Genomic DNA, 26,782 nt, shown 5'->3' on the forward strand with positions numbered 1-26,782 from the left:
CGGGCCCCGGCAAGCCGGACCCACCTCCCCCGCCGACCGCGCCCTCACCGGCCCGGTCGGCGGTTTCGTATCCACGCTTGTCAGCGCGTCCAAGGGCAGCCGACGCGCGGCGGCCCGGGATCACACGCTCATGATTGCGGCCCGTCAGGCCGGGCGGACGATGCTGTGGATCGCGGAGTCGCCGTCGTAGTAGATGGACTCCTCGCGTACGTAGGCGCCGGGCTTCGGGGCGTGGATCATCATGCCGTTGCCGATGTAGATGCCCACGTGGGTGACGTCGTCGTAGAAGAAGACCAGGTCGCCGGGCTGTGCCTGGGACACCGGGACGGCGGTGCCGGCGTTCACCTGGTCGTAGGTGGTGCGCGGCAGGGAGACGCCGGCGGCCTTCCAGGCGGCCTGGGTGAGCCCCGAGCAGTCGTAGGAGCCCGGCCCGGTCGCGCCCCAGACGTACGGCTTGCCGATCTGCGCGCGGGCGAACGCGAGGGCCTTCTCGGCCTTGGTGCCGTACGAGGAGTCGGCCGGCGGGGTGTCGGTCGAGCCGGTGGACCCGGAACTTGCGGACCCGGAGCCGTCCGAGGTGCCGGCGCCCTGCTGCGCGGCCTCCTCGCGGGCCTGCTCCTGCTCCGCCTGCTGGCGGGCCAACTCCGCCGCCTTGCGGGCGGCCTCCTCCTGCTTCCGCTTCTCGATCGCGGCGAGCCGCGCCTTCTCCTCGGCGGTCAGCTGTGCCATCAGCTCGCGCGCGTCGGCGAGCTTCTTCTGGACGGTGGCCTTGGCCGTCTTCAGGTCGCCCTGCGTCTCGGTGAGCGTCCGGAGGCTCTCGGTGGCCTCCTTGCGCTTCATCATCGTCTCGGACTGCTGGGTGACGTAGTCGTCGACCGCGTCCTTCTGCCGGCCGGTCATCCGGTCCAGCACCCGTCGCTGGTCGAAGAGGTCCTGCGGGGTCTGCGCGAGCAGGAACGTCGCCGTGTCGGGGAGGCCGGCGCCGGTGCGGTACTGCGCGGCGGCGTAGGAGCCCAGCTCCTCGCGCGCCTCGTTCAGCGACTGGGTGCGCTTGGCCACGTCGTCGAGCAGGGTGTCGACGCGCTTGCGCTGCTTGGTGGTCTTCTCCTTGGCCGCGTTGTACTTCTCGGTGGCCGACTCGGCCTGGCGGTAGAGGTCGCCGACCTTCTTCTCGACCTCCTCCAGGCTCGGCCGGTCGTCGTCCGTGGGAGCGGCCTGGGCGGTCTGGGAGAGCAGGGCCACGGAGGTGAGCGCGGCCGTGGCCAGGGCCGGGGTGCGTATGCCTGCCACGCGCGTGCCCGGGGTGCGCGACTTGCGGTGCGACGCCAAGGGAGGCGACTCCTTCCGTACTCCGCCTACCGGGTTAGCTGTCGGGTTCGGGCGGTGGAAGGGTTGCCCTACGGCCCGCTCCCTGAGGGAGTGGTCCGATTCACCCCAAGTCTCGGTGGGTCCCCGGCTCCGGCTGCCACGGCGGACAGTGACGGACTCGGCGGGGGCCGCGCGGCCCGGCGAGGTTCGCCGGCGGGGGACGAGCGGCCCGAACCGCACCGTAGCCAACTGGTGTGGCCCCTGTGAAGGTTGATGGGTGATATGCCCGATACATTTTCGTGACCTTGTTCGTGGGGTCACTCTCGGTGAGACGGCGGGCGTGGAGGGTGCCCGCCGCGGGACCACGCAGAGGAAGCCGCAGGACCGCGCAGGGGAAGCCGTGTGATGTTTCCGGGGCGGCCCCGGGTTGTCGGTGCGGCGCCCTAGACTCGGAGAGCGATGAGCAGCCTCTTTGACGACAGCTTCCTGGCGGACCTCCAGGCCCAGCGGGGCCCCGCGGACGAGCCCCCGCCGCCACCCGAGGACGAGCACGCCCCGGAGCCCCTTCCGGACGACCTGTTCGGCGGGAAGTTCGACGCGCCCCCGGAGCGGGACGCGTACTACCGCGACGGCGCCCCCCGCCCGGTGATCGACGCCGCCGCGCTGCTGGAGGGGCTGAACGACAACCAGCGCGCCGCCGTCGTGCACTCCGGCTCCCCCCTGCTCATCGTGGCCGGAGCCGGGTCCGGCAAGACCCGTGTGCTCACCCACCGCATCGCGCACCTGCTCGCCGAGCGGGGCGTCCACCCGGGCCAGATCCTCGCGATCACCTTCACCAACAAGGCCGCGGGCGAGATGAAGGAGCGCGTCGAGCAGCTCGTCGGCCCGCGCGCCAACGCCATGTGGGTCATGACCTTCCACAGCGCGTGCGTGCGCATCCTGCGCCGGGAGTCCAAGAAGCTCGGCTTCACGTCGTCCTTCTCGATTTACGACGCCGCCGACTCCAAGCGTCTGATGGCCCTGGTCTGCCGCGACCTGGACCTCGACCCCAAGCGTTTCCCGCCGAAGTCCTTCAGCGCCAAGATCAGCAACCTGAAGAACGAGCTGATCGACGAGGAGGACTTCGCCGCGCAGGCGACCGACGGATTCGAGAAGACCCTCGCCCAGGCGTACGCGCTCTACCAGTCCCGGCTGCGCGAGGCGAACGCGCTGGACTTCGACGACCTGATCATGACGACGGTCAACCTGCTCCGCGCCTTCCCGGACGTCGCCGAGCACTACCGCCGCCGTTTCCGGCACGTCCTGGTCGACGAGTACCAGGACACCAACCACGCCCAGTACGCCCTGGTGCGCGAGCTCGTCGGAGGCGCCTCCGAGCACCCCGTCGACGTGCCGCCGGAGGCCGAGGTGCCGCCCGCCGAGCTGTGCGTGGTGGGCGACGCCGACCAGTCGATCTACGCCTTCCGCGGCGCGACGATCCGCAACATCCTCCAGTTCGAGGAGGACTACCCGGACGCGACGACGATCCTGCTGGAGCAGAACTACCGCTCCACGCAGACCATCCTCTCCGCCGCGAACGCGGTCATCGAGCGCAACGAGTCCCGCCGTCCCAAGAACCTGTGGACCAACGCCGGCTCGGGCGCGCTCATCACCGGGTACGTGGCGGACACCGAGCACGACGAGGCCCAGTTCGTCGCCGACGAGATAGACCGCCTCACGGACGCGGGCGAGGCCAAGGCCGGCGACGTCGCCGTCTTCTACCGCACCAACGCCCAGTCCCGTGTGTTCGAGGAGATCTTCATCCGCGTCGGCCTGCCCTACAAGGTCGTCGGCGGGGTGCGCTTCTACGAGCGCAAGGAGGTCCGGGACGTCCTGGCCTACCTGCGGGTGCTCGCCAACCCCGAGGACTCGGTGCCGCTGCGCCGCATCCTCAACGTCCCCAAGCGGGGCATCGGCGACCGCGCCGAGGCCATGATCGACGCCCTCTCCCAGCGGGAGAAGATCAGCTTCCCGCAGGCGCTGCGCCGCGTCGACGAGGCGTACGGCATGGCCGCCCGGTCGGTGAACGCGGTGAAGCGGTTCAACACCCTGATGGAGGACCTCCGTACGGTCGTCGAGTCGGGGGCGGGACCCGCGACGGTGCTCGAGGCGATCCTCGAACGAACCGGCTACCTCGCCGAGTTGCAGGCCTCCACCGACCCCCAGGACGAGACCCGCATCGAGAACCTCCAGGAACTCGCTGCCGTCGCCCTGGAGTTCGAGCAGGAGCGCGCCGAGGGTGAGACCGGCACACTGGCCGACTTCCTCGAGCAGGTCGCCCTGGTCGCCGACTCCGACCAGATCCCCGACGAGGAGGAGGACGGCTCCGGCGTCATCACGCTGATGACCCTGCACACCGCGAAGGGCCTGGAATTTCCGGTCGTCTTCCTCACCGGCATGGAGGACGGCGTCTTCCCGCACATGCGCGCCCTCGGCCAGACCAAGGAGCTGGAGGAGGAGCGGCGCCTGGCGTACGTCGGCATCACGCGTGCCCGGGAGCGGCTGTACCTGACGCGGTCGACGCTGCGCAGCGCCTGGGGCCAGCCGTCGTACAACCCGCCCTCGCGGTTCCTGGAGGAGATTCCGGCCGCGCACCTGGAGTGGAAGCGGACGGGCGCGAGCGCGCCGGTGTCGTCCGGTCCGGCGTCCGGGGTGGCGGCGTCGCTGTCGTCGTCCCGCTCCCGTTCGTCCGCGTCGGGCGCCTCGGGGTTCGCCACCCGGCGCGCCTCGGAGAAGCCGGTGGTGTCGGTGGCCGTCGGGGACCGGGTCACGCACGACCAGTTCGGTCTGGGCACGGTCGTCGCGGTGAAGGGCACGGGAGCGAACGCGGAGGCGACGATCGACTTCGGTGACACCAAGCCCAAGCGCCTGCTGCTGCGGTACGCGCCGGTGGAGAAGCTCTAGGGCTGCCCGGCCGGTGGCCCGTCGCGGGGCCGGAGTCCGCTCCGGCCCGGCGGGCCCTACGTCGGTTCGAGGCCGTGGCTGCGGAACCAGGCGAGCGGGTCGATCGACGAGCCGCCGCCGGGGCGCACCTCGAAGTGCAGGTGCGGGCCGGTGGAGTTGCCCGAGTTCCCGGAGAACGCGATCTGGTCGCCGGCCTTGACGGTCGCCCCGGAGGGCACCTGGTAGCTGGAGAGGTGGCAGTACCAGGTCTCCGTGCCGTCCATCGCCGTCACGATCAGCATGTTGCCGTAGGCGGAGTTGTACTGGGTGCGCACCGTGCCGTCGGTCGCGGCCAGCACGGGCGTGCCGTACGAGACGGGGAAGTCGATACCGGTGTGGACGGACATCCAGTTGATGCCGGACTGGCCGTAGTAGGCGCTGAGGCCGTGCTGCGCCACCGGAAGCGCGAACTTCGGGCGGAGCCGTTCCTTGCGGGCCGCCTCCTGGGCCGCCCGCTTGCGCTCGGCGTCCTGCTGGGCCTTGAGGTCGATGCGCCCCTGGGCTCGGCTGGCCCGGTCGGCGAAGTCGTCGGCGCCGGCGGCGAGGCTCTCCAGCTGGGTGTCCAGCTTGACGTTGGCGGCGGAGGGCTTGACCGGCGCCGCGTCCGCGGCGGTGGTCCTGGTCTCCTGGCCGCCGTCCTCGGTGAGGTCGCCGACCGAGGCCGCGGCGATGCCGGCGACCCCCATCACGCAGGCCGAGGGCACGGCCACCGTCAGCAGCGCGGAACGCTTGGGAGGGGGGCGGCGGCGGGAGCGGGAACGCGAGGCGGCGCGCGGGGCGGGAGCGGGGAGGACCTCCTCCTGCTCGTCGAGCAGGGACACCGCGGGCAGTTCGCCGGTGTCGGCCGGTTCACCGGCCCCGGGTTCGTCCGGTCCGGGCTCTCCGCGGTAGGCGTCCTCGGCGTACGGCTGGTCGGGCGCGTCCTGGCCGAAGGACTCCTGTCCGTACGACCCCTCCGCGAAGTTCTCCTGCTCGTACGGCTCCTCGCCGTACGTCTCCTGCTCGAAGGAGCCGGTCTGCGGGTCGTAGGTGTCGGAGGCCTGCGTGTTCGCGGCCGTCTCGCCGCCGTCGGAGTTCCACTGCGTGGCGTCGTACACGCCGCTGTCGAAGGTCTGCGTACCCCAGTCCCACTGCTGCGTCGGGTCCGCCGGCTGTTCCGCCTGGTCGGGCTGGAGCCATCCGCTCGCGTCCCACTGGCCGCTCTCGGGGGAGCCGCCCTGTTGCGGGATGGCCGCCATCGGCTGCGGGCCGGTGGTCCAGGCGGTGGCGTCGTGGCCGCCGGTGTCGTACGGGGAGGTCTGCTGCGCCGCGTACACGTCGTAGTGACCGGTGTCCTGGCCGTCCACCGACCAGTGACCGGTGGTGTAGGCGGCCGCGGCGGGATCGTCGCCCGGGAGGCTTCCGAAGAGGGGGTCGGCGGCGAAGGTGCCGGCGGTGTGCTCGCCGGTGCCGTAGTACGTGGCGTCGTAGCCGCCGTAGGAGGTGACGTCGCCGTACTGGGCCTCCTGCGTGCCGTACGACGCGTAGGGCGCCGAGGCGGCATCGGAAGCCGGGGCCGGGGTCATGGTCCCCGACGGGTGACGGTCGTTCACCAACTTCTCTTTCGCCTCGACAACAGGGGCTGCCAGAGCAGTGCGGCGACTGTACCCGGCGGTATGCGGGCGCGACAATCTTCCCCAGGTTTCGCGGCCCCAGGAAACGGGCATTCGGTCGGGTTTTGGCGGTCGGCGGGCGCGGTCTTGGCTCTATGTTCGACGATTGTTCGAAACTGTGACGCCTCGACGTCGGCAAGTCGGCCGTGTCCGACCGATGTTGTTCGCTTGTGGACGGGAAGGATCGCCTGCTCCCGGAAGGAGCGTGCCGGGCGTGTCGAGCGCCCCGCCGCCTCAGGCGACCGTCAGGCCGTTCGCCCGTCCGTCGGACGGTTCACCCGGGTGGGCCGTGTCCAGCGCCTGTCGTATGCCGGTCGCCACCGCAGGGTGCACCGGCAGCGCGAGGTGGCCCACACCGCTCACCCGCACGTTGACCGCCGTCAGGTCCGGGTGCTCGACGCACGCCGTCTCCAGCGGATCCATGATGTGGTCGAGGTCGCTCCAGAACGCGACGAAGTGCGTACGGCAGCCGGGGGCGGGCTGGGCGAGCTCGTCGAGGACCGGTGAGCCCGGGCGCATCTGCCGCACGATGGGGTGGGCGTTGGCCAGGGGCGCGACCCGGGTGCCGGAGTGCGGGGTGCCGAGCGTGACCAGCGTGCGCACCCGGCGGTCGCCGCCCAGCCGCTGCACGTAGTACCGGGCGATCAGGCCGCCGAGGCTGTGCCCCACCACGTCCACCTGGGTGCTGCCCGTACGCTCGCACACCTGCTCGATGTGGCGGCCGAGCAGTTCGGCCGCGATACGGATGTCGCAGGTCAGCGGGGAGTAGTTGAGTGACTCGATCTGCTGCCTGCCGTGCTGGGAGAGGCTGCGGCGCAGCAGGACGAAGACCGAGCGGTTGTCGATGAAGCCGTGCAGCAGCACGACCGGGGGCTTGGCCTGGGCCGGCAGCTGCGCCGTCCCCTCCGGTGCGGGCAGCGCCGAGCGGTCGGGTCCGCGGCGCTCCTGGACGATTCCGGCGGGATAGAGAAGGACGTGGCCCGCGAGGATCGCCAGCTCAAGGGCGGTCGCCTTCAGCAGGGTCACGGAGAGATCCGCCAGCCGGGCCGGCAGGAGGCGCCGGCAGAGGGGCAGGAACGGAAGAGCTGCCTGGGTGACCTTCATGGCCGACCTCCTGTCGGCACGTGGAGGGACAGCCTCGTCCCCCGTGTGCCCTCGTGGGATGCCGCTCCGGAAGCGGTCGGCCGCGCGCGCCGGTGACGCGTGGACGGTGCGCGGCGGCGGGTCGACCTCGAGGCGCATCCCTTAAACGCATGTTCCCACTGATGTCCTTGTGTCGCACGGGCACTCGGTTCGTGTACCGGGCCCGGGAACGCTGCGCGACGGACGTGTCCCACCGTGTGATTTCCCCCTCCCTGTGCACCGTGAAACTGCCGGTTGCGGGATGCTGGAGATAACGTTCGTTCACTTCCACGGCCGGTTGGGGCCGGGGTGTCCGTGCGATGTGTGCGGTACTGGTCGATACGGATGGATGTAATCGCTTCATGGAGGCAGTGATGGGTGTGGCAGCCGGTCCGATCCGCGTGGTGGTGGCCAAGCCGGGGCTCGACGGCCACGATCGCGGGGCCAAGGTGATCGCGCGGGCCCTGCGTGACGCCGGTATGGAGGTGATCTACACCGGTCTCCACCAGACCCCCGAGCAGATCGTCGACACCGCGATCCAGGAGGACGCCGACGCGATCGGCCTGTCCATCCTCTCCGGCGCGCACAACACGCTCTTCGCCGCGGTCATCGACCTGCTGAAGCAGCGGGACGCCGAGGACATCCTCGTCTTCGGCGGCGGGATCATCCCCGAGGCCGACATCGCTCCGCTGAAGGAGAAGGGTGTCGCCGAGATCTTCACGCCGGGTGCCACCACGGCGTCCATCGTGGACTGGGTGCGGGCGAACGCCCGTCAGCCCGCGGAGGCGTAGGCCGGCCCCCGGGTGGCCTGACGCCGCCGAACCCGCTCGAGCGGGACTGCACTCCGCCGGGGCGTCGTCCCGGCGGAGCGGGCGGCCCGTGGACCTGTGACGGGCGGGGCCCTGTCGAAGGCTCGGCGTGGGCGGGTCGGCGCGTGCCGGCTCGGGCGCCCGTGCCGCGGTGCCGGTTCGTGTCCTCGTGGCGGTGGACGGCCCTGTACCGGTGGACGGCCCCGTACCGGGATTTCGGCGGTGCGGGCCCTCGGCGGCGGGGGTGTCGCCCTGGCCGGCGTGGGCGGTGAGCGGCGGTGTGGCGGGACGCACCGGTCCCGTCAGGGGGCCGAGGCCGGCGGCGGGGTCAGCTCGGCCAGCATCGCCGCGCGCAGACGCAGCGTGGTGACCAGGCGCTGGAACGCCTCGGACCAGTAGCCCCCGGCGCCGGGTGCCGCGTCCTCCGGCTCGTCCGGTACCGCCAGCAGCGCGTCGAGGCGGCTCGCCTCGGACGGGTCGAGGCAGCGTTCGGCCAGGCCCATGACTCCGCTGAAACTCCATGGATAACTCCCTGCGTCCCGCGCGATGTTGAGCGCGTCGACCACGGCCCGCCCGAGCGGCGCGGCCCAGGGCACCGCACACACCCCGAGCAGCTGGAACGCCTCGGACAGGCCGTGCGTCTCGATGAACCCGGCCACCCACACCGCCCGTTCGCCGGCGCCCAGGGTGGCGAGCAGCCGGGCGCGTTCGGCCAGGGACACCGCCCCCGGACCGCCGGCCTCCGGCGCGGAGGGCTCCCCGAGCAGCGCCCGGGACCACCCCGCGTCCCGCTGCCGCACCGCCGCCCGGCACCACGCCGCGTGCAGCTCGTCCTGCCAGCCGTCCGCCACCGGCAACGCCACGATCTCCTCGGGCGTCCGCCCGCCGAGCCGCCGCGACCAGCTGTCCAGGGGTGCCGCCTCCACCAACTGACCGAGCCACCAGGACCGTTCGCCCCGGCCGGCCGGGGCCTTGGCCACCACTCCGTCGCGCTCCATCGCCGCGTCGCACTCGGGCGGCGCCTCCACGACGATCGTCGGCACGTCACGCGTGCGGTCCACGGCCACACAGGCGGCGGCGCGTACGGCCATCCGCGCGGCCAGCGCCGATCCGGGCAGCGCCGACAGCAACTCGGCCGCCGTCGCCCGCACGTTGCGGCTGCGGTCGGCCAGCGCCCGCTCCAGGAAGGCCTCGTCGTCCGGATGGAGCCCGGCGCGCAGGGAGTCCAGGAACATCAGCCGGTCCTCGGCCCGCTCCACCGCCCAGGTCTGTGCGAGGAGATCGCGTGCGGCGGCCGGGTCACGGGAGCGCAGCGCCGTGAGCAGGGTGACCCGCTCGGCGAAGAGACCCTCCTGCCAGAGCCTCCGTACGCCTGCCGCGTCCGTCGGGTCGGGTGCGGAGGAGCTGCCGCCGGGGGCCGCGCGCAGGGCGAAACGCCAGTCCGGGTTGAGCCGGGCGAGCCACAGGGCGCGCGGGCCCGCGAACCGGAGCGTCGCCGGGCGCAGGTCGGTGCGGCCCCGCGCGGCGTCCAGCAGGGCGGGCAGCGCCTGCGGGGGCGCCGCGAAACCACGGGCGTTCGCCGCGTGGAGCCACTGGGGCAGCAGCTCCATGAGGTCCGGTGCGGTGCCCCGGCGGCCGCCACCGGAAGCGCCGGGCCGGTCGGAGAGCAGCACCGCGAGCCGGCGCGCCGCCGCGGGGGGCAGCGCGGGGCGCGGGTCCTCGGGGGCAGGACGCAGGCGCTCCGCGGCCGGTGCGGGGCGCAGCCCGGCCCGGCGCCGTACGGTCGCGACGGCCGCCGCGTCCAGCAGGGCCGACGGCGCCTGCGGGCCGGGTGCCACACCCGGCGGGGTGCGCCGGTCGGTGCCCAGCAGAGCCGTGGTCACCAGCTCCTCCCAGCGGTCCGGGAGGGACGCGTCCACGGCGGCGGTCGTCCTGCTCATGAGCTTCCTTTCCGACGGGGGTCCCGGTGCGGTCGAAGACTCACGCGCACCGAGTGTCCAGTGATGTCCGAAAGATGCATGGGGGTGCCGGGGCGGGCGGGCCCCGAGGGGTCCGCAGGGCGTGTCAGCACAGGGGAACCGCCTCGCCGGGTCCCTGCGGCCATGCCGCCAGAGGAGTGAATCCGCGCGGGCCGCACTCGCCGAAGACCCGGACCGGAGCCCCGCCGGACAGGGCCACCAGACGCCACAGCCCCGGGCGGGACCGGCCCGCCGGCCCGATCGGCAGGGCGTGGTCCTCGTCGGCGTCGGCCAGCTGCCAGCCGTCACCGTCCGGGACCGGCACGACACGGTCCAGGGTCACCGGAACCGACTCGCACCACGGGTCGTCGCGCAGCGCCGCGCCGTAACGGGCGAGGGCCCCGGCCGTGGTCGTACCCGGCGGGCGCACCGCCGTCGGCGCGGGCGGCGCGAACTGCTCGACCAGTGCCATCCGAGGCTGTCCGGCGCCCGGATACGCGGACAGCTCCGCGTCGACGGCCAGCCCGGCCGGCAGCGCGAGGTCGGGGGCGCGGCCCGCGGCACCGTAGGAGAGGAGCAGCGCCGTACGGCCAGAGCCCGCGCCGTACAGCCAGACGCGACGGGTGGTCAGGTGGCCGTCGGACCGGTCGTACCGGGCCAGCACCAGCCAGTCGTCCCGTATCGCGGGGCCGTCCGCCGGTGCGGTCAGGCCCACGCGGGAGCGGACCGTCGCTGCCAGATCCTCCGGCAGCCACTCGCGGCGGAGCCAGGCCCGGGCGAGGAGGTGGAGCAGCGCGGCCTCCTCCAGCAGCCGTACCGGGGCGCCCGCACCGGCGGCCGGGAGCGCACCCAACTCCCGTGCGCGGTTGGCCAGTCCCTGTGCCTGGGCGTCGACCATGCGGGCGGCGGTCTCCTCCCACAGGGCGGGGCCGGACCGCTCGGCCGACGCCAGCCCGCCGCGCAGCAGATCCTCCAGGCGCTGCTCCAGCTCGGCCGCGCCCGCCGTGATCCGCTCGGCCCGGCGCTCCGCCCGCCGCAACGCCGCGAGCGCCGCCGGCGCCGCGGACACGGCGAGTCGGGTCCCCGCCCTGTCCGACACCGCGTCCGACACCCCGTCGGACACCGCGTCCGACACCCCGTCGGACACCGCGTCCGACGCCCCGTCGGACGCCGGTGCCGGCCCGTGGTCCGTGGTCCGGCGCACCCCCTGATCAGTCATGCCCCGACGGTAGGTCCCGCCACTGACAGTGGCGTTGGAGCGGACGTCTGCCGAGGTCAGGGCGATTGTCAGTGGCGTGGTGCACGGTGGGTGACAGATCCGAACCGGCCGAGCTGGAGGGGGGACCCAGCCATGTCTGTGTCCGCAGAACCGACGTCCGTCGACCCGAGGCGGAACGGCTCCGCGCCCGCGGACACGCGGCCGGCGGACACCCTGCGCCCGCACGCCGAGCACGCCTTCGCGGACGAACTCGCCGCGCTGGCCGCCCAGGACGACCGCCCGCGCCCCGCCCGCTGGCGCCTGTCGCCCTGGGCCGTCGCCACCTACCTGCTCGGCGGCACCCTGCCGGACGGCACCGTCGTCACCCCGAAGTACGTCGGCCCGCGCCGGGTGGTGGAGGTCGCGGTGACCACCCTCGCCACCGACCGCGCGCTGCTGCTGCTCGGCGTGCCCGGCACCGCCAAGACATGGGTGTCGGAGCATCTGGCCGCCGCGGTGAGCGGCGACTCGACCCTGCTGGTGCAGGGCACGGCCGGCACCCCGGAGGAAGCCATCCGGTACGGCTGGAACTACGCCCGGCTGATCGCCCAGGGCCCCAGCCGCGAGGCCCTCGTCCCCAGCCCGGTGATGCGGGCCATGGCCGAGGGCAGGACCGCCCGGGTCGAGGAACTGACCCGCATCCCTGCCGACGTCCAGGACTCCCTGATCACCGTCCTGTCGGAGAAGACCCTGCCCATACCCGAGCTCGGGCAGGAGGTGCAGGCGGTCCGCGGATTCAACGTGATCGCCACGGCCAACGACCGCGACCGCGGGGTCAACGAGCTGTCCAGCGCCCTGCGGCGCCGGTTCAACACGGTGGTGCTGCCGCTGCCCGAGACCGCCGAGGCGGAGGTCGACATCGTCTCGCGCCGCGTGGAGCAGATCGGCCGCTCGCTCGACCTGCCCGCCGTGCCCGACGGCATCGACGAGATCCGCCGGGTCGTCACCGTCTTCCGCGAGCTGCGCGACGGCGTGACCGCCGACGGCCGGACCAAGCTGAAGTCACCCAGCGGCACCCTGTCCACCGCCGAGGCGATCTCCGTCGTCACGGGCGGGCTGGCCCTCGCCGCCCACTTCGGCGACGGCGTGCTGCGGGCCGGTGACGTCGCGTCGGGCATCCTCGGCGCGGTCGTCCGCGACCCGGCGGCGGACCGGGTCGTCTGGCAGGAGTACCTGGAGACCGTCGTGCGTGAGCGCCAGGGCTGGGCGGACTTCTACCGGGCCTGCCGGGAGGTCGGTGCGTGAACGGCTCGGAGGCACCGGAGGCGGGGCCGCTGCTGCTCGGGGTGCGGCACCACGGCCCCGGGTCGGCGCGGGCGGTGCGGGCCGCGCTGGACGGGGTCCGGCCGCGCGTGGTGCTGATCGAGGGACCGCCCGAGGCCGACCCGCTGATCCCGCCGGCCGCGGAGGAGGACATGCGCCCGCCGGTCGCCCTGCTCGCCCACGCCGTGGACGAGCCCGGCCGGTCGGCCTTCTGGCCACTGGCCGCGTTCTCCCCGGAGTGGGTGGCGCTCCGCTGGGCGCTGGAGCACGGGGTGCCCGCCCGCTTCATCGACCTGCCGGCCACCCACACGCTGGCCTGGGAGCGGGAGGAAGAGGAAGAGGCAGGAGGGGGCGGAACGGAGGGGGTGGACGGTCCGGAGCAGGGAGCCGAGTCAGATTCCGGGTCCGCGGACGAGGACGTGCGGATCGATCCACTCGGGGTGCTCGCCGAGACCGCCGGGTACGACGACGCCGAGCGCTGGTGGGAGGACGTCGTCGAACACCGGGGGGCGGGCAAGGGTGACGTGCTCGCTCCGTTCACGGCCCTTGAGGAAGCCATGACGGCGCTGCGGGAGGAGTACGGCAGCGGCGGACACGGCCGGGACCTGATCCGCGAGGCCCATATGCGGCTGCGGATCCGGGACGCGCAGCGGGAGTTCGAGGACGGCGTGGCCGTGGTCTGCGGAGCCTGGCACGTACCGGCGCTGCGACAGCGTACGACCGTGACGGAGGACCGGGCCCTGCTGAAGGGCCTGCCCCGTGTGAAGACGGACATGACGTGGGTGCCGTGGACGCACCGCAGGCTGTCCCGGGCCGGCGGGTACGGCGCGGGCGTCACCTCCCCGGGGTGGTACGCGCACCTGTTCGACGCCCCGGACCGGCCGGTCGAGCGGTGGCTGACCAAGGTCGCGCGGCTGCTGCGGGCCGAGGACCGGACCGTCTCGCCCGGGCACGTCATCGAGGCCGTGCGGCTCGCGGACACCCTCGCCGCGCTGCGCGGACGTCCACTTCCCGGCCTGGGCGAGGCCACCGACGCCGTACGGGCGGTGATGTGCGAGGGCTCCGACGTCCCCCTGGCGCTGGTGCACGACCGGCTGGTCGTCGGCGACGTGCTGGGGGAGGTGCCCCCCACCGTGCCCGCGGTGCCGTTGCAGCGGGACCTGGAGCGGACCCGGCGCCGGCTGCGGCTGAAACCGGAGGCGGCCGAGCGGGAGCTGGACCTCGATCTGCGCAAGGACACCGACGCCGAGCGCAGCCGGCTGCTGCATCGGCTGCGGCTGCTCGGCATCCCCTGGGGCCGGCCGGCCGCCTCGCGCGGCGGCACGGGCACCTTCCGGGAGACCTGGCGGCTGCGCTGGGAGCCGGAGCTGACCGTGCGGGCCGCCGAGGCGGGGGTGTGGGGGACGACCGTGCTCGCCGCCGCGACCGCCAAGGCGGAGGCCGACGCGATCGCCGCGCACGGTCTCGCCGACGTCACCGGCCTCGCGGAGCACTGCCTGCTGGCCGCCCTGCCCGGGGCCCTGCCGACGGTGATGCGCGTCCTCGCCGACCGCGCCGCTCTCGACGCGGACGTCGCCCACCTCGCCCAGGCCCTCCCCGCCCTGGTCCGCTCGCTGCGCTACGGCGACGTACGCGGCACCGACACCGAGGCCCTCACCGACGTCGCCGCGGGCCTCGCCGGGCGGGTCTTCGTCGGACTGCCGCCCGCCTGTGTCTCCCTGGACGCCGAGGCGGCCGAGGAGATGCGGGGCCATGTCGACGCGGTGCACGGCGCGCTGGGCCTGCTCGGCGACACCCCCGCGGCGGGGGGCGGCGGACTGCGCGAGCGGTGGCGGTCCGTGCTGCGGAAGCTGTCGGCGCGGGACACCGTCCCGGGGGTGCTGCGCGGCCGGGCCGTGCGGCTGCTGCTGGACGAGGGACAGCTGGCGCAGGACGAGGCGGCGCGGCTCATGGGGCTCGTGCTGTCACCTGGCACACCCCCGGCGCACGCGGCCGCGTGGATCGACGGGTTCGTCGGCGGCCCCGGCGGCGGGCTGCTCCTCGTCCACGACGAGCGGCTGTTCGGCCTGGTCGACCGGTGGCTGACGGGCGTCCCGGCGGAGGCGTTCACGGACGTACTGCCGCTGCTGCGGCGGACGTTCTCGGCGTACGAGCCAGGGGTACGGCGCACGCTCGGCGAACTGGTGCGCCGTGGACCCGGGGGACACGGCCGTACGGCGGACGCGACGGCCGGGGCGCCCGGCTTCGGGCCGGGCCTGGACGGCGCGCGGGCGGACGCCGTCCTGCCGGTGCTGCGGCTGCTGCTGGGACCGGACGGGGACGACGAGGACGCCCTGACGGAACGGGCGGAGGTGCCGCGATGACGGGGGAGCCGGTGACGGGGGAGGCGCGCATGACGGGGACGGCGGACCCGGCGGGGGAGCGGCTGCGCCGCTGGCGGCTCGTGCTCGGCGGGGACACGGCCGACGGGACCGGGCACGCCCTGTCCGGGCAGGACGCCGCGATGGACGGGGCGCTCACCGCGCTCTACGGCAAGGACGACACGGCGCGGGCGGGCCGCGAGCGGACGGGAGGACTCGGGGCGTCGGCGCCCTCGGTGGCGCGCTGGCTCGGGGACATCCGCACCTACTTCCCTTCCTCCGTCGTCCAGGTCATGCAGCGCGACGCCATCGACCGGCTCGGGCTCGGGACGCTGCTGCTGGAGCCCGAGATGCTGGAGGCGGTCGAGCCCGACGTGCACCTCGTCGGCACCCTGCTGTCCTTGGTCAAGGCGATGCCCGAGACGACGCGGGAGACGGCGCGGGCGGTCGTGCGCACGGTCGTCGAGGACCTGGAGCGGCGGCTCGCCACCCGCACGCGGGCCGCCCTCACCGGCGCCCTCGACCGCGGCGCCCGCGTCCGCCGGCCCCGCCACCAGGACATCGACTGGAACCGCACCGTCGCGGCCAACCTCCGGCACTACCTCCCCGACCACGGCACGGTCGTGCCCGAGCGGCTCGTCGGCCACGGGCGCGCCTCGCGGGCGGTCGAGAAGGAGGTCGTGCTCTGCGTCGACCAGTCCGGGTCGATGGCGGCGTCCGTCGTGTACGCCTCGGTGTTCGGGGCGGTCCTCGCGTCCATGCGGTCGGTCTCCACCCGCCTCGTCGTCTTCGACACCGAGGTCGTCGACCTCACCGAGCGGCTGGACGACCCCGTCGACGTGCTCTTCGGCACCCGGCTCGGCGGCGGTACGGACATCAACCGGGCGCTCGCGTACTGCCAGTCTCGCATCACCCGCCCCGCGGAGACGGTCGTCGTCCTGATCAGCGACCTCTACGAAGGGGGGATACGCGACGAGATGCTCAAGCGGGTCGCGGCGATCAAGGCGTCGGGCGCGCAGTTCGTGTCGCTGCTCGCCCTGTCCGACGAGGGGGCGCCGGCGTACGACAGGGAGCACGCCGCCTCCCTCGCGGCGCTGGGCGCACCGGCGTTCGCCTGCACCCCCGATCTGTTCCCGGAGGTGATGGCGGCGGCGATCGAGAAGCGGCCGTTGCCGGCACCGGACACGGGGGACGGATCCGACTCCCGCCCGTGAAAAGGGACATGAGTGCCCATCGGTGACGGAGGGCTTGCGGGACCTCGGGCGTCGCGTGCAAGGATCGGGGGCGTTCGATCGAGGACCCGTGAAGATGCCCGGTGGTCCCGCAGTCCGGAGAGGGAACGCCCTGTCGACCTGGCCAGCAGCAGCCGTAGCCGGGGCCGCTGCGCGCGTGGTGCGCGCGGCGGCCCGGCGGCGTGCCGTCCGGCTGGCGCTGGTGGCGGGCGCGGTGTTCCTGCTCGGCCTGCTGTGCGGGGAGCGGGCCGCCGCGGCGGACGGCCCGCCGCAGCAACGGTTCCCCTCCGGCGCGGGACCGGTACGGGTCGACACGGAGGGCGTCCGTTCACTTGTCGACGCCCTGACAGCGCCGGGTACGGATGTGGCCGCGCCTACCCGGTCACGGGCCGAGGGGGCGGTGCGGGGCGCTGCGCGCGAAAGGGGCGTGAGGTTCGGGGCCGGGTCCGGCAGCCGTGCCATGGAGGCGCCGGTGGTGCCGACGGCCGGCGAGCGGATGGCGAGTCCCGCCCGTGAACAGGTCGCGCGGCCGGCGGTGAAGCCGGCGGTGCGTCCGGCCACGAAACCGGCCGTCCGGCCCGCTGCCGAGCAGCTCACCTCGCCCACCACGCAACGGCTCGCCCCTCCCGTCACCGGGCGGCTCCTGCGGCCCGCCGCGGACCACGTCGTGCGGGCCGTCGTGGATCAGGTCGTGCGGCCCGCCGCGGATCAGGTCGTGAGGCCTGTCGGGCAGCGAGTCGTCGGGCCCGTCGTGGATCAGGTGGCGCGGCCGGTCGGGCAGCGCATCGTCCGGTCCGTCGCGGAGCCGGTTCTGCGGCCCGTCGCGGGGCAGGTGCTGCGCCCCGTCGGGCAGCTCGTGCGCGGGGTGACGGAGAAGCTGGGCGCGGGCACGGTGACCGTGCCCGTCCCGCACCTTCCCGGTCTCCCGGTGCGTCTCCTTCCCGCGGCCGACGCGGTCGGCCGCCCCCAAGCACCCACGGCCCGGGCGACCGTGGCGCCCATCCCCGACGGACGCGCCCAGCTCACCCCCGCCACCCACGGCCCCGCAGCGGCGCCCGTAGCCACACCCCCCGGCACCCGCCCCACCCCCCGCCCCGACGGGCAGCACACCGCCCCCGTCGCCCGGGCGAGCTCGCCGCAGGTGTTCCGGACTCCCGCCGGAGGCGCCCCCGACGGGGCCCTCGGCAGCGGTTCCGCCGTCGATCGGGGCACCGCACGGCACGGCGACACCGGTGCCGTCCCCGCCCACCACCGCCCCACGCCCCGGCTCGTGCCCGGCGCCACCGTGCGCGCCGACGCCCCCGGGACGCGGGACCACACGCGGGACGTCCCGGTCCCGCCCGCCTAGGCCGTACGGCCCGCCCTCTGCGCGGGCGCGCACCCGTACGGACATTCACCCTGTCCCGGCCGAAACCGCCGTGGACCGCCGCTCCCGATGTCCCTGGTCGCGCACCCGCCTGTCACCCGTTCCTGACTCACGGGTAACAAAGGACTCCGCGGGGAAGGACCCGGACAGCCGAAAGCCGTCGGCTCGTCCGGCGGCGACCTCGCGGAGGGGAGGCCGGCCCCCATTGGGGAATGGAGGCCGGCCGCCCCGCAACCCCGGATCAGGGCTTCACGGCCCGTCCGGGTTGTTCGGCAGGGCCTCACCGGGTCAACCCCAGCCCGGTGAGGCCCCTCACGTCTGGCACGCCGTGCCGGAGAAGCCGACATCATGTGACAGGTATCACCGCTCACGTGTGACTCGCGATTTAGAGAGGTCACCCATGCGGCGATAACCTGCGAGACGGACATGCCGCGCGCTCGGACACCGTGTGCGCCTCCCTTGTGACAGAGCGGACGTCACGTTGCCCTTCGCGGCACGCCCACGCATCCAACGAACCGCGAGATCACTGATAGGGACGGAAGCGCGTGGACCTGTTCGAGTACCAGGCGAGGGACCTCTTCGCCAAGCACGATGTACCGGTGCTGGCCGGTGAAGTCATCGACACGCCTGAGGCGGCCCGCGCAGCCACTGAGCGTCTCGGTGGCAAGTCCGTCGTCAAGGCCCAGGTGAAGGTCGGTGGCCGCGGCAAGGCCGGCGGCGTGAAGCTGGCCGCGAGCGCGGACGAGGCCGTGGCCCGTGCGACCGACATCCTCGGCATGGACATCAAGGGCCACACGGTCCACAAGGTGATGATCGCCGAGACGGCCCCGGAGATCCTGGAGGAGTACTACGTCTCCTTCCTCCTCGACCGTGCCAACCGCACCTTCCTCTCCATCGCGTCCGTCGAGGGCGGCATGGAGATCGAGGAGGTGGCGGCCACCCGTCCGGACGCCGTCGCCAAGATCGCGATCGACGCCATCGACGGCGTGGACGAGGCCAAGGCCCGCGAGATCGTCGAGGCCGCCAAGTTCCCGGCCGAGGTCGCGGACAAGGTCGCCAACGTCCTGATCAAGCTGTGGGACACCTTCATCAAGTCGGACGCCCTCCTCGTCGAGGTCAACCCGCTCGCGAAGGTCGCCTCCGGTGAGGTCATCGCCCTGGACGGCAAGGTGTCGCTCGACGACAACGCCGAGTTCCGTCACCCCGAGTACGAGGAGCTCCACGACAAGGCCGCGGCGAACCCGCTCGAGGCCGCCGCCAAGGAGAAGAACCTCAACTACGTCAAGCTCGACGGCGAGGTCGGCATCATCGGCAACGGCGCGGGTCTCGTCATGAGCACCCTGGACGTCGTCGCGTACGCCGGTGAGAAGCACGGCGACGTCAAGCCGGCCAACTTCCTGGACATCGGCGGTGGCGCCTCCGCCCAGGTCATGGCCAACGGCCTCGAGATCATTCTCGGCGACCCGGACGTCAAGTCCGTCTTCGTCAACGTCTTCGGCGGCATCACCGCCTGCGACGAGGTCGCCAACGGCATCGTGCAGGCCCTGAAGCTGCTGGAGGACCGCGGCGAGGAGGTCACCAAGCCCCTCGTCGTCCGCCTCGACGGCAACAACGCCGAGCTCGGCCGGCAGATCCTCACCGACGCCAACCACCCGCTGGTGCAGCGCGTCGACACCATGGACGGCGCGGCCGACAAGGCCGCCGAGCTGGCCCACGCCGCCAAGTAAGCACTCAGGACGAGGACAGAACACACCATGGCTATCTGGCTCAACAAGGACAGCAAGGTCATCGTCCAGGGCATGACCGGCGCCACGGGCATGAAGCACACGAAGCTCATGCTCGGTGACGGCACGAACGTCGTGGGCGGCGTGAACCCGCGCAAGGCGGGTCAGACCGTGGACTTCGACGGCACCGAGGTACCCGTCTTCGGGACCGTCAAGGAGGCCATCGAGAAGACCGGCGCCAACGTCTCCGTCATCTTCGTGCCGGAGAAGTTCACCAAGGACGCGGTCGTCGAGGCCATCGACGCCGAGATCCCGCTGGCCGTCGTGATCACCGAGGGCATCGCCGTGCACGACTCGGCCGCCTTCTGGTCGTACGCCGGCAAGAAGGGCAACAAGACCCGGATCATCGGCCCGAACTGCCCCGGCATCATCACGCCGGGCCAGTCCAACGTCGGCATCATCCCGGGCGACATCACCAAGCCGGGCCGCATCGGCCTGGTCTCGAAGTCCGGCACGCTGACGTACCAGATGATGTACGAGCTGCGTGACATCGGCTTCTCGACCGCCGTCGGCATCGGTGGCGACCCGATCATCGGCACCACGCACATCGACGCGCTCGCCGCGTTCGAGGCCGACCCCGAGACCGACCTGATCGTCATGATCGGCGAGATCGGCGGTGACGCCGAGGAGCGTGCCGCGGAGTACATCTCGAAGAACGTGACCAAGCCGGTCGTCGGCTACGTCGCGGGCTTCACCGCGCCCGAGGGCAAGACCATGGGCCACGCCGGCGCCATCGTCTCCGGCTCCTCCGGCACCGCGCAGGCGAAGAAGGAGGCCCTCGAGGCCGCCGGCGTCAAGGTCGGCAAGACGCCGACCGAGACCGCCAAGCTGGCGCGCGCCATCCTCGCCGGCTGACCCGCCGGCGCGACAGCGCACCGAACGGGTGGGCCCGTTCCCCGCAGTTGGGGACGGGCCCACCCGTCGTTCCGGCCCTGCCCTGCCCTGCCCTGCCCGGCGCGGCCCTTCGCGGCCCGGGCTCAGCGGGCCTGCGGCGTCAGGCGCTCCGGTCCGTGGTGCAGGGCCTCGCGCAGACGGTCGCGCAGCTCGCGGCGGTCGTCCGACAGCGGTCCCGGCGCCACCCGCGGCGGGACGCCCTGGACCGTCTCACCCGGAGGCACGGGCGGCACGTAGTGCGTCGGAGCCGTGTGCAGCGTCAGCGCCGTGGCGCCGATCAGCACGACCGTGAAGGCCGTCGCCGCGCGGGTCCAGAAGCGGGCCCGGCGCTCGCTGCCGCCGCGCACCGCCGACGGCTCCGCCGCCCGCAGCCGCCCGGTGGACGCCAGCTCGGCCAGCCGGTGGTGCAGCTCCCGAGGGTCGGCCAGCTCCGGCACGCGGGCGGCGAGGGTCTCCCGCGCGTACATCAGCCGCCCGGCCGTCGCCCGCGTGCTGGCCTCCGTCTCCGCCGCCGTCTCGGGCAGGTCGAGGCCGACGCCGTCGTACAGCACGAGCGTGCGGCGGTAGGGCGGCGGCAGGCTCAGCAGCCCCTCGAGGAGGGTGCGGTCGTCCTCCTCCGGAGGCGGGGGCTCGGGGTGCCGGTAGCGGCGGCGCAACCGGTGCCACGGCGAGAGGGCCCACTCGTGCGCCGCCGCCCGCACCCAGCCGGCCGGGTCCGGGTCGCGGGCCACCTCGGGCCAGTGGTCCCATGCCCGCTGGAAGGCCCTCTCCACGGACTCGTGGGCGAGGTCGCGGCGGCCGGTCAGGAGATAGGCCTGCCGGACGAGGGCGGGGGCGCAGTACGCGTACAGCGCGTCGAAGGCCTGAGCGGGCGTCAGGTACGGGAAGGCTTCGCAGCCCGCGGCGGACCGCGCCCACGAGGGGGCCTGGCGTTCGCCCACGGGCCCCGTCCCGGGCGGCTCCAGCACGAACGCCCCGGGGTCCGGTGCCCCCGCGGCGTCGGTGCCGCCGCCCCCCGTCCTCTCCGGACGCACCGTCACCACAACGGCTGCCTCACCCTTCTGACGGCCCACCGGCTCGGCGGACGCCCCGGCCGTCGCCATCGCCACCGCGTCCTCCGCCGCCCCGGTCATCGCCATCGCCACCGCGTCCTCCGCCGCCCCGCCTTCCGTCGCCGTCCCGCCGTCCGCCGTCGCCTTGAGGCCGGCCAGCAGTTCCGCGTACGCCTTGCGGTTCCGGCCGCGCGGTGTGCTGCGGCCGGACTCCCACGCGCGCACCGTGTCGGGCCGTACGCCGACCCGTTCGGCGAGCTGAGCGCGCGTCAGCGAGCCCGCCTCACGCAGGCGTCGGCGTTCCCTGGGCGGGGGGAGCGGATGGGCGGGGCTCCGCGTCACTGGGCGTCCCTCAGTACAGAAAAGTACATAAACGTATATTGAGCGACACAGCCGAGCTTCGCTCGTTACGCCGGATAAGCGCGTGTCGTTGGGAGCATGGCGGGCGTGATCCAGACGACCGTCCGCCGTTCGCTGCCGGCCTCCCTGCTCCTGCGGATGCGCCACCGCTCGCCGGGGCTGGCCTCCGGGCTCGTCGGGGGTGCCCTCGCCGCCGGGCTGGGCCTCGCGGCGTGCACCGTCCTCGTGATGCTGCTGTGGGTCAGCTCGCCCTACCCCGACAGCGGGCCCGGCGGCGCCCTGCACGTCGCGACCTCGCTGTGGCTGCTCGCGCACGGCGCCGAGCTGGTCCGCGTCGACACCCTCTCCGGCGGCCCCGCCCCGATGGGCGTGCCCCCGCTGCTGCTCCTCGTGGTGCCGCTGTGGCTGCTGCACCGGGCGGCCCGCGACGCCGCCGAGGGGGGCGCCCGTCACCACGCCCGGCTGGTCCCCGGCCGTACCGCGTGGACCGGCGTCGTCCTCGGCTACCTCGCCGTCTGTGCCCCCGCCGCCCTCTACGCGGCCGGCGGCGCGCTGCGTCCCGCGTGGCCGTGGACGGCGGTGTGCGTGCCGCTGGTCGCCGTCGTGGCGGCCGGGACCGGGGTGTGGACCGCGTACGGCCGGCCGAGCGGGCCGCTGGAGCAGCTGCTGGGCGCGCTCCTGCCCCGGGGCGTACGCCATCTGGTGCTGGGGCCGGACGGCCGCCCCGGTGTCGCGGCGCGGGCGGCGGCGGCCGGGGCGGTGGTGCTCGTCGCGGGCGGGGCGGTGCTGCTGGCGGTGTCGCTGGGCGCGCACGCCGGTCGGACCCGCTCGGCGTTCGGGCGGCTGACCGAGGGCTGGTCGGGGTGGCTCGCGGTGGGGCTGCTCTGCCTCACCCTGCTGCCGAACGCCGCCGTGTGGGCCGCGTCCTACGCCCTCGGCCCCGGCTTCCTGCTCGGCGCCGGAGCCCCGGTGACGCCGCTCGCCTCCGGGGCGGCGCCGCTCCTGCCGCCGTTTCCGCTGCTGGCCGCGGTGCCGGACCCGGGCGCGGGCACGGCGGTGCACTGGGCGGCCGGGGCGGTGCCGCTGGCGGCCGGTGCGGTGGTGGGCCGGTACGTCGGCCGCGGGGCCGCGAGGGGCGGGGGACCGCCCGCCGCCGCCTGGACGCCGGGCCGGACCGCGGGCGCGGCGGCCCTCGCGGCCGGGCTGTGCGGGGTGCTGCTGGCGCTGCTCGCCGGGCTGGCGGGCGGACCGCTCGGCACGGAGGCGCTCGCCCGGTTCGGACCGGTGTGGTGGCAGGTGGGCGCGGCGACGGTGGTGTGGATCGCGCTGACGGCGGCCGTCAGCGCCCTGACCGTACGGGCCTGGCGCCGCCGGCGGCTGTGCCGGCGGGGGGACGGCCGTCCGGGCCGTGCCCCCGCGCCGCGCCGTCCGGTCCTCCCGCGCGCGGTCGACCGGACGCGGCGCTCCCGCGGCCGCTGGTTCACCCGGCGCCGCGCCGGGACCCCCCGTACGTCCGCAGCGGTCGCCCCGGACGAGCCGTACCTGCTGCTCGACCACGACTACGACCACGACGACGACCACGACCACGACGGCATCGCCGCCCTCCGTCCGCGGTCCGCACCCGGCCACGACAAGCAGTCCCCCGTCCCGGCGGCGACGGACCCCGTGCCCCCGCGCGGACCCTCCGACCTGCCCGGGCTGGATCCGGACGACGACGACCCCTGCCCGCTCCCCGGCCACGACGACGGTCCGCCCTCGGCGCTCGACGTACGTCAGTGGCGGTCGGCCCCCGCGAACGGAGAACCCCGCCCTCCCGCGTGAGCGGACGGACGGGGTTCGGCAGCCTTCGAGCGGTCCTCCGGATCAGCTCTCCTCGTCCAGCAGCCCTCGCCAGAACTCCGGCAGGTGCTCGCCGCAGGACTGGCGGGCCTGCTGCGTGAGGGCGTCGCTGGTGCACTCGTAGTAGTCGCTGAAGACCAGGCGGGCCGTGAAGGACCCGGCCACCAGAACCAGCGCCAGCGACGCCGTGACCAGGCCGCTCACCGCCGCCGTGGTCTGCGGCCGGGCCTTCTGCCGCTCGGGCGCCGGGGTGTCCGGGTCCTGACCGCGGGGCTTGGCGCGCAGGGCGCTGATGCTCCAGTAGAGGGCCAGCGCACCCAGCAGCAACGCCAGGTACGTCCAGCTGAAGAGGGCGAAGAAGAAGGCCCACATGCCGCCCAGCAGGGCGTAGCGCGCGCGGCGCTGGGCCGGGTCCGTGGGGTCCCAGCGCATGCCCGGGCCCGGCTGGCCGCCGCCGCCCTGGCCCTCCGGTCCGCGCGGGCGCTCGCCGAAGCCGCCGGAGGAGCGACCGGGCTGGCGGTCGCTCCAGTTGCGGCCCCACGGGGAGCGGTTGCCCCCGTCCTCGCCGCCCGAGGGGTGCCGGGGCTGCCAGGGGCGGTCGGGCGTGCCCTCCGGCGGGGGCGCGAACGGGTTGTCGTCCTGGCCCTGGCCGTCACGGCCGTCGTCGCCGTCGCCGCGGGGGGCGTCGGGCGGCGAGGAGGGGCGCTCCCGCAGCAGCACGGCGCCACGCTCCCCTCCCTGGGCCGACTGCTGGGGGAACGTGAGGAGTCGCAGGCTGCGGTCCGGCATCAAGTGAGCGTCTTCCCCTTTGTGAAGCACGGCGTGGTCCGGCGTGACCGCCTCGCACGACGTATCGACTACGACTGAGCTGTGAGCTGGTGCGTTCCCGTCAGCTCCGCGCGGCCCGGGTCCGTCGCCCTGTGAACGATCGGTGCGCGGTCGGCGTTCCCGTGCGCCCCGGCGTCCAGGGACCGGCGTACCCCGGCCGGCTCCCACCAGACGCTACCTTCCGGCCAGGCCCCCGTCCCGTGGGGGCCCGTCGGGAGTGCCGGTATCGTTGCTGCCGGTCGGCCGCTTCGTAGGCTTCCCCGTATCAGGGGGCGCGAAGCATTCGTAGGAATGTACAAAGCGCTGTGCCGCCGACCGTACAGACGCTCCCCGAGAAAGGGCCCCACCGTGGCCGCCAAGCCCGTGGCCGAGCGCGCCAGGCGTCGTCTCGTCGTGCTGGTCTCCGGATCCGGCACCAACCTGCAGGCGCTCCTCGACGAGATCGCGGCCGTCGGACCCGACGCCTACGGGGCCGAGGTCGTCGCGGTCGGCGCCGACCGCGAGGGCATCGAGGGGCTGGCCCGGGCCGAGCGCGCCGGGCTGCCGACCTTCGTGTGCAAGGTCAAGGACCACCCGGCCCGCGAGGAGTGGGACGCGGCGCTCGCCGAGGCGGTCGCCGCGTACGAGCCCGACCTCGTGGTGTCCGCCGGGTTCATGAAGATCGTGGGGAAGGAGTTCCTCGCGCGCTTCGGCGGGCGGTTCGTCAACACCCACCCCGCCCTGCTGCCCAGTTTCCCGGGAGCCCACGGCGTACGGGACGCGCTCGCGTACGGCGCCAAGGTCACCGGCTGCACCGTCCACTTCGTCGACGACGGCGTCGACACCGGGCCGATCATCGCGCAGGGCGTGGTGGAGGTCCGTGACGAGGACGACGAGAGCGCTCTGCACGAGCGCATCAAGGAAGTCGAGCGAAAGCTGCTCGTCGAGGTCGTGGGGCGCCTCGCCCGCAACGGCTATCGCATCGAGGGACGAAAGGTAGTTATCCAGTGACCGCCGAGAGCAACAAGCGGGCCATCCGACGGGCGCTCGTCAGCGTCTACGACAAGACCGGCCTCGAGGATCTCGCGCGCGGCCTGCACGAGGCCGGGGTGGAGCTGGTCTCCACCGGGTCCACCGCCGCGAAGATCGCCGCCGCGGGCGTCCCCGTGACCAAGGTCGAGGAGCTGACCGGCTTCCCCGAGTGCCTGGACGGCCGGGTCAAGACGCTGCACCCCAAGGTCCACGCCGGCATCCTCGCCGACCTGCGCCTCGCCGACCACGAGCAGCAGCTCAAGGACCTCGGTGTGGAGCCGTTCGACCTGGTGGTCGTGAACCTCTACCCGTTCCGCGAGACCGTCGCCTCCGGTGCCACGCCCGACGAGTGCGTGGAGCAGATCGACATCGGCGGCCCCTCGATGGTCCGCGCCGCCGCCAAGAACCACCCGTCGGTCGCCGTCGTCACCAGCCCCGCCCGCTACGGCGACGTCCTCGCCGCGGTCCAGGGCGGTGGCTTCGACCTCGCCACCCGCAAGCGGCTCGCCGCCGAGGCCTTCCAGCACACGGCCGCGTACGACGTCGCCGTCGCGAGCTGGTTCGCGTCCGAGTACGCCCCGGTGGACGACTCGCAGTTCCCCGACTTCCTCGGCGCCACCTGGGAGCGCAAGAACACCCTCCGCTACGGCGAGAACCCGCACCAGCCGGCCGCGCTGTACGTCTCGACTGTGTCCAGCAGCGGCTCCGCCGCGGGGGGCGGTCTCGCCGAGGCCGAGCAGCTGCACGGCAAGGAGATGTCGTACAACAACTACACGGACACGGACGCCGCGCTCCGTGCCGCGTACGACCACGACGCCCCGGCCGTCGCGATCATCAAGCACGCCAACCCGTGCGGCATCGCGGTCGGCGCGGACGTCGCCGAGGCGCACCGCAAGGCGCACGCCTGCGACCCGCTGTCCGCCTTCGGCGGCGTGATCGCGGTGAACCGCCCGGTGTCCAAGGAGATGGCCGAGCAGGTCGCCGAGATCTTCACCGAGGTCATCGTGGCCCCGGACTACGAGGAGGGCGCCCTGGAGGCGCTCATCAAGAAGAAGAACATCCGCGTGCTGCGCGCCCCCGAGGCGCCGTCCGCCCCGGTCGAGGTCAAGCCGATCGACGGCGGCGCGCTGCTCCAGGTCACCGACCGGCTCCAGGCCGAGGGCGACGACCCGGCCACCTGGACGCTGGCCACCGGCGAGGCGCTGAGCGGGGCCGAGCTGGCCGACCTGGCCTTCGCCTGGAAGGCGTGCCGTGCGGTGAAGTCCAACGCGATCCTGCTCGCCAAGGACGGCGCCTCCGTCGGCGTCGGCATGGGCCAGGTCAACCGCGTCGACTCCGCGAAGCTCGCCGTCGAGCGGGCCGGTGCCGAGCGGGCCCAGGGCTCCTTCGCCGCCTCGGACGCGTTCTTCCCGTTCCCCGACGGCCTGGAGATCCTCACCGAGGCCGGCGTGAAGGCCGTCGTCCAGCCCGGCGGTTCGGTCCGCGACGAGCTGGTCGTCGAGGCCGCGAAGAAGGCGGGCGTGACCATGTACTTCACGGGCACGCGGCACTTCTTCCACTGACGCGCGGGAGCGGGGCGGGGGCCCCGGGGCCCCCCCCCCCCCCGGGGGGGGGGCGCGGGGGGGGCCGGGCCCCCCCGGGGGGCCGGGGGGGGGGCCCCCCCCGGGGGGGGGGGGCGGGCCCCGGGCCCCGGCGGGCGAGGTG

At 74.1% G+C, this 26,782-nt stretch carries 18 protein-coding genes and 1 riboswitch; of the genes, 11 read left to right on the forward strand and 7 right to left on the reverse strand.

Annotation, left to right across the window (positions count from 1 at the left end; genetic code table 11):
- Nucleotides 1-144 precede the first annotated feature (144 nt).
- Complete coding sequence (locus tag ACIF8S_RS03450) at nt 145-1,329, reverse strand: NlpC/P60 family protein (protein ID WP_399997027.1); 1,185 nt, start codon at nt 1,327-1,329, stop codon at nt 145-147.
- A 7-nt stretch (nt 1,330-1,336) separates the two neighbouring features.
- Nucleotides 1,337-1,483, reverse strand: a riboswitch (cyclic di-AMP (ydaO/yuaA leader).
- A 284-nt stretch (nt 1,484-1,767) separates the two neighbouring features.
- Between ACIF8S_RS03450 and pcrA the strand changes: the two genes are divergently transcribed.
- A complete protein-coding gene (gene pcrA, locus ACIF8S_RS03455; RefSeq protein WP_349790878.1) occupies nt 1,768-4,251 on the forward strand; it encodes a DNA helicase PcrA in 2,484 nt (827 codons plus the stop codon).
- Between the two features lie 56 nt (nt 4,252-4,307).
- Here pcrA and ACIF8S_RS03460 read toward each other — a convergent pair whose 3' ends face one another.
- Nucleotides 4,308-5,996: a M23 family metallopeptidase gene (locus ACIF8S_RS03460; protein WP_399997029.1), complete on the reverse strand. Its 1,689-nt coding sequence runs from the start codon at nt 5,994-5,996 to the stop codon at nt 4,308-4,310.
- Nucleotides 5,997-6,176: 180 nt separating this feature from the next.
- On the reverse strand, nt 6,177-7,046 hold the full coding sequence (locus ACIF8S_RS03465) for an esterase/lipase family protein (protein ID WP_399997030.1): 870 nt from the start codon (nt 7,044-7,046) through the stop codon (nt 6,177-6,179).
- Nucleotides 7,047-7,438: 392 nt separating this feature from the next.
- On the opposite strand from ACIF8S_RS03465, the gene ACIF8S_RS03470 reads away from it, so the two are divergent.
- Nucleotides 7,439-7,855 carry a cobalamin B12-binding domain-containing protein gene (locus ACIF8S_RS03470; protein WP_024883274.1) on the forward strand — a complete coding sequence of 139 codons (417 nt, stop codon included), beginning with the start codon at nt 7,439-7,441 and terminating at the stop codon, nt 7,853-7,855.
- Nucleotides 7,856-8,175: 320 nt separating this feature from the next.
- Here the strand turns inward: ACIF8S_RS03470 and ACIF8S_RS03475 are convergent, their stop codons facing one another.
- A complete protein-coding gene (locus tag ACIF8S_RS03475; protein ID WP_399997031.1) occupies nt 8,176-9,813 on the reverse strand; it encodes a DUF5691 domain-containing protein in 1,638 nt (545 codons plus the stop codon).
- A 124-nt stretch (nt 9,814-9,937) separates the two neighbouring features.
- Entirely contained in the window at nt 9,938-11,050 is a 1,113-nt protein-coding gene (locus tag ACIF8S_RS03480) for a hypothetical protein (protein ID WP_399997032.1), read from the reverse strand.
- A gap of 132 nt (nt 11,051-11,182) precedes the next feature.
- On the opposite strand from ACIF8S_RS03480, the gene ACIF8S_RS03485 reads away from it, so the two are divergent.
- The 6 genes from ACIF8S_RS03485 (at nt 11,183) to sucD (ending at nt 19,949) form a co-directional block, all read left to right on the forward strand.
- The gene (locus ACIF8S_RS03485) at nt 11,183-12,334 is read left to right on the forward strand and encodes an AAA family ATPase (protein WP_399997033.1); all 1,152 of its coding nucleotides are present in this window, start codon (nt 11,183-11,185) and stop codon (nt 12,332-12,334) included.
- Nucleotides 12,331-14,715, forward strand: a complete 2,385-nt coding sequence (locus ACIF8S_RS03490) for a DUF5682 family protein (RefSeq protein ID WP_399997034.1) — start codon at nt 12,331-12,333, stop codon at nt 14,713-14,715. The genes ACIF8S_RS03485 and ACIF8S_RS03490 overlap by 4 nt, the downstream gene beginning before the upstream one ends.
- A gap of 29 nt (nt 14,716-14,744) precedes the next feature.
- Nucleotides 14,745-15,926, forward strand: coding sequence for a VWA domain-containing protein (locus ACIF8S_RS03495; protein ID WP_399997035.1), 1,182 nt, complete (start codon nt 14,745-14,747; stop codon nt 15,924-15,926).
- 175 nt (nt 15,927-16,101) lie between these two features.
- On the forward strand, nt 16,102-17,292 hold the full coding sequence (locus ACIF8S_RS03500) for a hypothetical protein (protein WP_399997036.1): 1,191 nt from the start codon (nt 16,102-16,104) through the stop codon (nt 17,290-17,292).
- 563 nt (nt 17,293-17,855) lie between these two features.
- Nucleotides 17,856-19,037, forward strand: coding sequence for an ADP-forming succinate--CoA ligase subunit beta (gene sucC / locus ACIF8S_RS03505; RefSeq protein ID WP_399997037.1), 1,182 nt, complete (start codon nt 17,856-17,858; stop codon nt 19,035-19,037).
- A 27-nt stretch (nt 19,038-19,064) separates the two neighbouring features.
- Nucleotides 19,065-19,949 (forward strand): succinate--CoA ligase subunit alpha, encoded by an 885-nt coding sequence (sucD, locus tag ACIF8S_RS03510; protein WP_033272382.1) that lies wholly within the window; start codon nt 19,065-19,067, stop codon nt 19,947-19,949.
- Nucleotides 19,950-20,071: 122 nt separating this feature from the next.
- Here the strand turns inward: sucD and ACIF8S_RS03515 are convergent, their stop codons facing one another.
- Nucleotides 20,072-21,382 (reverse strand): helix-turn-helix domain-containing protein, encoded by a 1,311-nt coding sequence (locus tag ACIF8S_RS03515; protein ID WP_399997038.1) that lies wholly within the window; start codon nt 21,380-21,382, stop codon nt 20,072-20,074.
- A 96-nt stretch (nt 21,383-21,478) separates the two neighbouring features.
- Here ACIF8S_RS03515 and ACIF8S_RS03520 point away from each other — a divergent pair, with 96 nt between their 5' ends.
- Nucleotides 21,479-23,221: a DUF6350 family protein gene (locus ACIF8S_RS03520; RefSeq protein WP_399997039.1), complete on the forward strand. Its 1,743-nt coding sequence runs from the start codon at nt 21,479-21,481 to the stop codon at nt 23,219-23,221.
- A gap of 42 nt (nt 23,222-23,263) precedes the next feature.
- Here the strand turns inward: ACIF8S_RS03520 and ACIF8S_RS03525 are convergent, their stop codons facing one another.
- Entirely contained in the window at nt 23,264-24,028 is a 765-nt protein-coding gene (locus ACIF8S_RS03525) for a hypothetical protein (RefSeq protein ID WP_399997041.1), read from the reverse strand.
- 387 nt (nt 24,029-24,415) lie between these two features.
- Between ACIF8S_RS03525 and purN the strand changes: the two genes are divergently transcribed.
- Together purN and purH are read left to right on the forward strand one after the other, a co-directional pair.
- The gene (gene purN, locus ACIF8S_RS03530) at nt 24,416-25,057 is read left to right on the forward strand and encodes a phosphoribosylglycinamide formyltransferase (RefSeq protein WP_037641175.1); all 642 of its coding nucleotides are present in this window, start codon (nt 24,416-24,418) and stop codon (nt 25,055-25,057) included.
- Nucleotides 25,054-26,640: a bifunctional phosphoribosylaminoimidazolecarboxamide formyltransferase/IMP cyclohydrolase gene (purH, locus tag ACIF8S_RS03535; protein WP_399997043.1), complete on the forward strand. Its 1,587-nt coding sequence runs from the start codon at nt 25,054-25,056 to the stop codon at nt 26,638-26,640. The genes purN and purH overlap by 4 nt, the downstream gene beginning before the upstream one ends.
- Nucleotides 26,641-26,782 lie beyond the last annotated feature (142 nt).

Origin of the sequence: Streptomyces sp. NPDC085937 (assembly GCF_044540535.1) — a bacterium.
Classification (GTDB): Bacteria; Actinomycetota; Actinomycetes; order Streptomycetales; family Streptomycetaceae; genus Streptomyces.

Bases quoted from the DNA above. Each gene is read 5' to 3' on its own strand.
- ACIF8S_RS03495 (WP_399997035.1), top strand. From the start codon at position 14,745: ATGACGGGGACGGCGGACCCGGCGGGGGAGCGGCTGCGCCGCTGGCGG.
- ACIF8S_RS03525 (WP_399997041.1), bottom strand. From the start codon at position 24,028: ATGCCGGACCGCAGCCTGCGACTCCTCACGTTCCCCCAGCAGTCGGCC.
- ACIF8S_RS03470 (WP_024883274.1), top strand. From the start codon at position 7,439: ATGGGTGTGGCAGCCGGTCCGATCCGCGTGGTGGTGGCCAAGCCGGGG.
- ACIF8S_RS03465 (WP_399997030.1), bottom strand. From the start codon at position 7,046: ATGAAGGTCACCCAGGCAGCTCTTCCGTTCCTGCCCCTCTGCCGGCGC.
- sucD (WP_033272382.1), top strand. From the start codon at position 19,065: ATGGCTATCTGGCTCAACAAGGACAGCAAGGTCATCGTCCAGGGCATG.
- ACIF8S_RS03485 (WP_399997033.1), top strand. From the start codon at position 11,183: ATGTCTGTGTCCGCAGAACCGACGTCCGTCGACCCGAGGCGGAACGGC.
- ACIF8S_RS03475 (WP_399997031.1), bottom strand. From the start codon at position 9,813: ATGAGCAGGACGACCGCCGCCGTGGACGCGTCCCTCCCGGACCGCTGG.
- ACIF8S_RS03480 (WP_399997032.1), bottom strand. From the start codon at position 11,050: ATGACTGATCAGGGGGTGCGCCGGACCACGGACCACGGGCCGGCACCG.
- ACIF8S_RS03460 (WP_399997029.1), bottom strand. From the start codon at position 5,996: ATGCCCGTTTCCTGGGGCCGCGAAACCTGGGGAAGATTGTCGCGCCCG.
- pcrA (WP_349790878.1), top strand. From the start codon at position 1,768: ATGAGCAGCCTCTTTGACGACAGCTTCCTGGCGGACCTCCAGGCCCAG.
- ACIF8S_RS03520 (WP_399997039.1), top strand. From the start codon at position 21,479: ATGGCGGGCGTGATCCAGACGACCGTCCGCCGTTCGCTGCCGGCCTCC.